This is a genomic window from Endozoicomonas sp. YOMI1 (assembly GCF_024606345.1).
Lineage (GTDB): Bacteria > Pseudomonadota > Gammaproteobacteria > Pseudomonadales > Endozoicomonadaceae > Endozoicomonas.
Genome location: NZ_JAHHPM010000257.1, coordinates 1 through 6883 on the forward strand (window position 1 = coordinate 1; position 6883 = coordinate 6883).

The 6883-nt window shown below is 46.8% G+C and carries 5 protein-coding genes; 2 read left to right on the plus strand and 3 right to left on the minus strand.

Going from position 1 to position 6883, the window contains the following annotated elements; all coding sequences use genetic code 11:
* The first annotated feature begins 191 nt into the window (after positions 1-191).
* Positions 192-893 (plus strand): purine-nucleoside phosphorylase, encoded by a 702-nt coding sequence (deoD, locus tag KDK15_RS08950; protein WP_257295010.1) that lies wholly within the window; start codon positions 192-194, stop codon positions 891-893.
* Between the two features lie 174 nt (positions 894-1067).
* Here the strand turns inward: deoD and KDK15_RS08955 are convergent, their stop codons facing one another.
* From KDK15_RS08955 to KDK15_RS08965, 3 genes are all read right to left on the minus strand, one after another.
* Positions 1068-2411, minus strand: coding sequence for an OprD family porin (locus tag KDK15_RS08955; protein WP_257295011.1), 1344 nt, complete (start codon positions 2409-2411; stop codon positions 1068-1070).
* 176 nt (positions 2412-2587) lie between these two features.
* A complete protein-coding gene (locus tag KDK15_RS08960) occupies positions 2588-3541 on the minus strand; it encodes a hypothetical protein (RefSeq protein ID WP_257295012.1) in 954 nt (317 codons plus the stop codon).
* Between the two features lie 184 nt (positions 3542-3725).
* On the minus strand, positions 3726-4592 hold the full coding sequence (locus KDK15_RS08965; RefSeq protein ID WP_257295013.1) for an outer membrane protein OmpK: 867 nt from the start codon (positions 4590-4592) through the stop codon (positions 3726-3728).
* A gap of 210 nt (positions 4593-4802) precedes the next feature.
* Here KDK15_RS08965 and KDK15_RS08970 point away from each other — a divergent pair, with 210 nt between their 5' ends.
* Complete coding sequence (locus KDK15_RS08970) at positions 4803-6521, plus strand: endonuclease/exonuclease/phosphatase family protein (RefSeq protein WP_257295014.1); 1719 nt, start codon at positions 4803-4805, stop codon at positions 6519-6521.
* Positions 6522-6883: the final 362 nt, after the last annotated feature.

A 6883-nucleotide genomic window follows, 5' to 3' on the forward strand; every position in this document is an offset into this window, starting at 1 on the left:
GTCCTGAGCCTGTCGAAGGGCGTGAACTCCGGCCTCATGTATTGTGCCAATCACCTTTCGACAAGCTCAGGATGAACGGAGATCGAGTTGAAGATGTCGAAATTATTTCGGGACAACTCCTTATCCGCATCAAGGAAACCATCCTTGATGCACTTTGATCGTCGTGTTTTATCGAGAACGAGGATTTAACCATGACACCTCATATTAATGCCAGGCCCGGTGCCTTTGCTGATGTCTGCCTGATGCCCGGGGATCCTTTGCGCGCCAAACATATTGTCGAAACGTTCCTGGAAGGTGCCGAACAGGTAACGGATGTGCGTAACATGCTGGGCTTTACCGGCACCTACCAGGGCGTCCGGGTGTCTGTTATGGGGTCAGGTATGGGTATTCCTTCGGCGTCTATTTATTACAAAGAGCTGATTACTGAGTACGGTGTAAAGCGTCTGATCCGCGTCGGTTCCTGTGGTGCTATTTCCAGGGACGTTCAGGTGCGTGACATTGTGATCGGTATGGGTGCCTGTACGGATTCCAAAGTGAATCGCATGCGTTTCAGGGACCACGACTTTTCGGCGATTGCCAATTATGGTCTGCTGGAAAATGCCGTTAACGCTGCCCGTGCCATGAGTCTGCCGGTGAAAGTGGGCAACCTGTTTTCTGCGGATCTGTTCTACAACCCGGATTCAACCATGTTTGATACCATGGAGAAATACGGTGTACTGGGTGTCGAGATGGAAGCGGCTGGCCTGTACGGCGTTTGTGCTGAGTTTGGCGCACAGGGTTTGGCCATCTGTACCGTCAGTGACCATATCCGCACCGGTGAAGCACTGCCTCCAGAAGACCGTCAGTCAACGTTCAATGAGATGGTTGAAGTTGCTCTGAAGTCCTTGCTGTAATTTCAATGAGTTTGATGTGTTCAATCTCCGTTCACCCTGAGGAGTCGAAGGGTGATTTAATGAGGGTTCTGATTTGCGGGGAGTTCGGTATGCATTCCCACAGGGAACCGTGGGAGGTGAAAAAGCAGCCCAACAGAGCTGCCTGATGAAACGAATTTGATGGAGTATCACTGATCAGATAGTAAAGTTGTAACTTAACCAGGCTCGTAGTTTTTCTGCTTCATTCTGACCAGTAGCCTTACGGAATGCCTCATCATTCCTGTAATAGCCATATTCAAGTTTGAATTGCAGATCCTTCATTCCCCACTGGGAGAAATTGTATTTCATGGTCAGGTCATGCTCGTGCTCGGCAACGTCATGTGCACTACCGTTCTGTTCTTTTGCCTTCATTCCTGATCCATAGACGAAGTTGTAAGCCAGTGATAAACCTTCAAGCCCAATATCACTGAAATCATATTCAGCCCCAATCAGCCAGGCTGTCTCTTTATTGAAGTTAAAGTCGGATATGCTGGCGGCAGTGGGTACATCCCAGACTCCATGGGTATTATCACCGAAGTTATAGTTGTAATAACCTATAGTGTGATGGCCATTAGTAATAGAGTTGGCCGCTGTGTTGGCTTTTGTATAATTGAAGGCCGCATTTAATGTCCATGGGCCGCTGTTGAGGGTTGCATTCAAATTTCCTGATTCCGCTTTGTTTTCAAATGAGCTGTTCCGCTCACTAACTCTCCAGAGGTCTCCATCCTGTTTGGTATAGAAGTACATTCCTCCAAGAGTCAGCTCTGAACCATCATAAAGGGGCATTTTCAACCAGACATTACCGTTATGAGCATTTAAATAGTTGTCTGCAAGACCATTACGGTATTGGAATTCAAGGCTGCGTTGGTTGGCTAATTCAAAAGTGTAGCCCAGCTGCATGCCCATTACCCAGTCAATTTTTTTACCGTCTACATTCACAATAGGATGAAAGCCTGACTGAGTTCTCCCGGAAACTTCATTTAACCAGGCAATCTTGCCTTTGAAACCGTCCATTGCAACACTGGCATCCACTCCCTGCCAGGCACTGGGAACCGAACGGGAGCCTGAGATGGTTACCAGACCGGTTTCAACCAGCTGACGACCAATTTTGACATCGGCAGACAGGCCGTCATAGCTGTCGGGCAATTTGAAATCAACCCATAACTGACCGATTTTACCAAAGCCTTCGTTATCAGCATTCAGCAGGTTACTAGAGGTAGCATTACCATGCTTCATATCTAATTTGGCAACCCGGTAGGCTGAGCCTCCAACACTGACAACGTCAGCAAGGTAGCCAGTCTTTGCATTAAGCCATACAGCACCTGTCCATGCACCTTTGGTTACATTGTCTGTAGTATTCTCATCATCGAAAAATACGCTCTGTACTTTGCCATCGATTTTGGCATCACGGATAAATGAATCATAACTGTCACTGGCTGTAACAGGCAGACTGAAAAGAGCAACAGCATAAGGTAGTAAATAGGGTTTTAAACGGGTCAAAATAAATACCTGCTAAATAAATGATAGTGATTGAGAACTGCTAGTATAGATACTGTGACAGAGGCTGAGAGAAATTAACCGATAGAATAAGAGAATGGCTGGTGATTAAACGGGGACAAAAATTTATTTTATTACTATTGTCTCATTGACAACAGCGCCTGAATTAAATGGCCTATTCAATAGCCATGCGTGGATTCTATTTTGCTAATCAGGTTAATTTGTACAGAGTTTGTTTTCTTTAACTCACCATTACGAAACTCCAAATCAATTCTTTTAATGACTGAGCAGCATTCAGACGCATTTAAAGGCGTGCTTGTTTCAGTTATACGGTAAGATTCATCATGGGGCAGGACACTATTACCTGCCAGCAGGTCAATACCTTCCATTTTGGCTGCCGGAAAAATTGGCTTGCTTACAGATCTGATCAGCTTTGGGTAGTGGATTGCATGAGTGGCAACAATAACGATATCTGCCTGTCTTCTCAGATAAGGTACCAGCTCTGAAGTTGCCAGTGCCGGATCAATAAGTTCAATACCCCGTCGGTACTCTGAAATTACATCATTAGATCCTGGCCTGGTAATCCCCATAACGGCAATGCGTAGCCCATCGAAGTCAAACAGGGTATAGGCATCAAATACGGGCCGACCTGTTTCAGATTCATAAAGGTTGGCGGACAAAAAAGGAAAGTCAGCAGCGGCTTCCTGATTTCGAATAATGTTCAGTGGTTCATCAAATAATAATGGGCTCACCGCCATGGCGTTATAACCCAGCTGGTTCAGTTGTTTCAGGTTCAGTATGTCATCATCGGTGCTGAGTTCTCCTCCGGAGAGTAACAATAATTTCCCACCATCGGCTTCAACTTCCCCGCGTATTTTATTGATCAGCTCCTGTCGTTGAATCAGTTGATCATTGCTATTTGACTTTTCTTTGTCATATTCATAAGTAAACTCACTGGTGTTAAGAATGGTCAACTTGTAGGTCTTGTCATAAATGTAACTGGGTTTCTGGTTTTCCTGTGAGATCCAGAAATAAGTCAATGCAACAAGCACAGATGCCAATAAGGTATTGATGATCAACTTCGGCCAGGATTTATGCTGCGTAACTTCTGAGTACGCCGGTTTTGACTGCATAAAGACGACTTCCGGGAAGAGTTTTCATCAATATAACATCTATTCCCTGGCACGTGTGTCTTTATGAGTTGATTATCCTGCAAGTATTCTGTAAGCACTGAATTATCGATTTAAATAGGTATCCTGCATGGCTGGCATCCTTGCCGGATAAGCTGGAAGGGATAGAGAATATCAGCAATGGTTATTAAAATTTATAGGTGATCGCAAAGAAATGGCTGGTGCCGCTTGATTTGGTTTTGGCTCCAAATGCGTCACCGCCATTTTTTATCAGGTAAATATCTGAATACAGTTTCAAACCATAACCAAGTGCAAACTTGTCGTAGTGCCAGTAAAGACCATTGAACATTGCCCCACCGCTGGTTGAATAATCCCTGTCAGGATTAGCACTGTTGGGATAGAGAGTCTTGTTCCGTTTACCTCCAAACTGATAATCAATGTACCCCTGGTAGCTGATAAACGAGCCATTCTGAAAGGTATAAAATGGCGTAAACCAGTTGGTGGAAACCTGGTAGCCATTCCACTCTTTTCGATTAAGATCATAAAATCCATAGAGGTTGAGCCCCATCTTGCCAAACCAGGGAACCTGTATGTCGGAACCAATACCCCAGAACGAGCTATTAACATCTGCTCCCCCACCACCCCAGTTAAAAAGGGTGGCAAAGTAGATATCTGTCACCGGCTCCCAGGGCAAGTTATTAAACAGCCCTGCCAGTGATAGCCGGGGGGCAAACTTCATGAACATTTTGGGTTTGTCTTTCTTATCACTGCTATCGCGGTTGGTCAGATTAAAGACATCCACATAACCATACAGATCAAGTATTCCTGAACGCCCGCCAAACTCCAGCTCCAGATAGTTGTGCCCATCATTGGCTTCATCTTCTCTTCGAGGTAGCTCTTTGTAGGCATACATCAGGTTCAGGTTCATCCATTTGAAGTCATTACTGGGGGGCGTTCCTTCGTTATCGTCTGTGGCCAGGGCTGTGGGAGCAAGTAAGGGAACAAGAGCGGCGACACAGATCAGCCACCATAATTTCAGGCAGTAGCTTTTCACAATCAGACTCCGTTTCAGACTCAACAGTGAGTAGTGAAAAAGAAGAGGGAAGCCTGTGAAACCTTGCGGCAACACAGGCCAGGTTTGTGGCAAGTATAGGAAAGATTTGATGATTTTTTGTCAGGGTCTTGCAGTACCTTCAATGGATGGCGCAGGCAGTTCGAAGGAAAAACGGAGTGACAGCCTTTTAAGTGGTGAGAGTAATTGTCGATGGCCGATATAAGCAGCAGACAAACCAGTGGAGACTTTATGCCTGAAGTCCAGCCATCTCAAGCTCAGACCCATTATGTTTCCAGAGATAATCACTATGTTTATTCTCACAACCGCTTTGGTCGTGGTTGCCATTATCTTGGCCGATTTCTATCCCGACCTGTTTCTCTGGTGGCTAATTTAGCCACAAAGCTGTTCGCCCATGACCGACCCGGCAAAAGCAGCCCACCTTCCGAGGGTGACAAACAGACGCAAAATGTACCACTGTGGACCAGGAAAGTAGCCAGGGTGACTGCAGTCACGCTATTTCTGGTGCCTTCTTTGGCGTTGGGAATACTGGGGTTCTCCCTGCGCATGATCGGCAACCTGTTCAGGAACGACATTTCCCTGATTCAGTCTTCTGTGCCACCCGCCATTTATCATCCTGAGCGGGGTTTGCATTTGATGACCTACAACACTGGCCTGATGCCGTCGTTTATCCGTAATCTCAATGACCTGCGCTCATCACAGCGGCGCAGTGGGGAGATTGCCGAAGCCTTAACCCGCAATCCTGACGTTATCCCTGATGTTGTCTGCTTCCAGGAGGTGTTTGACCAGCAGGCGGCGAAGCGGCTCTGCCAGGACCTCAGTGGCCACTACCATCATATTGTGCACAGTGTTGCCCCCCGGGAAACCGGGTTGAACAGTGGCCTGGCCATTGCCAGCAAATATCCCGTACAGGAGATCACATTCCGGCCTTTCACTGATCTGGCCGGAGAAGACCAGCTGGCCAATAAAGGGTTGCTGCGGATTGTGCTGGATCTCGGTAACGATAAAACGGCCGTGGTTTACAATACTCACCTTCAGGCCAAGGAAGGTCAAACCTATGATGCGATCCGCATTGACGAGTTGAAGCAGATTAGAAAGTGGGTTGGGGCGGATAGCAGTAACGACAGGCGGAATAACAGACACCATCATGGCATCTTCCTGATGGGAGACCTGAACATTGCCCGGTCAGACGAGCAGGGGAGGGTTTGTAAAAACGAACAGTATCAAAATGCCAGGAAAGCACTGGGGGACAATTTTTCTGACAGTTACTACGAGACCCATGATGAAGAAAATGATACCCGGCTGGTTGAGCGCAGCGAGTCATTTTTTGTCAATAGCGACCAGGCAACCATCAAGACGGAAGATCGTCGGGAGCCGGATGGGTCATGGTATCTCGGGGCCGGAAACAGAGAGCATCAACCCTGGGGCAGCAAGCGTTGGAAAGAACAGCCCGAGGTGGCAAGGCACTGTATTTATGACCGCCAGCTGGTGTACAGGGACACTGAAAAAAAATGGGCATCCCATACCGAAATACGACAACTGGGGCTTGATGTTGCTCATGATCTGGAAAGCGGGTTATCTGACCATTTGCCGGTTTCTGTTATCTACCGGGAAGCGGAAGGTTTTTCTGCGGTCATTGCCCGTCTGGAGCCGGAGCATTTTACCCGCCCAGAGGTCAGGGAGCTGGTTAATCAATTGAAGTTTGACTATGGTCGCCAGATCAGTCATCAGACCGGTGAGCATACAGTTGATACACAGTTTTCAGGCGTCAATCCCCTGCGCGAAATTACTGAACTCAGGGCACACCATATAAGACAACCTGTGATTGTGAATGAGCTTAACCGACTGGAAAAAATGGTCAGGCAAAGTATGAATCCTGTGTCCGGAACACCCGGGTCGAATGCCGGGTAAACCGTGCTTTCGGTAATGCTGTTGCCTGCACTGTTGTCAATTATTTTATGATATAAAGGGTTGTCTTTTTACACACTGTCGTTACTCTACTGATGTGAACTAGATTTTCGAACATTCAGGAGTCAGTTGTTGGATCAGGAGTCAGTTGTTGGATAACTGTGACTGGCTTTGCCAATGACGCCAACGGTTCAATATTCCTGACATTTCACAGAAACATGATCTCTGTGCTGGCTTTTTTCTCCCCAGGAACACTCCGGTTTATCAGGCTTGATACCTGATAAAGCTTTTGTTTTTGTGTTACCAGACGAAACAGTTGAAATAAAAAGCAACGAACGCAACAAGCCCTGCTAGGCTTGGCCTGT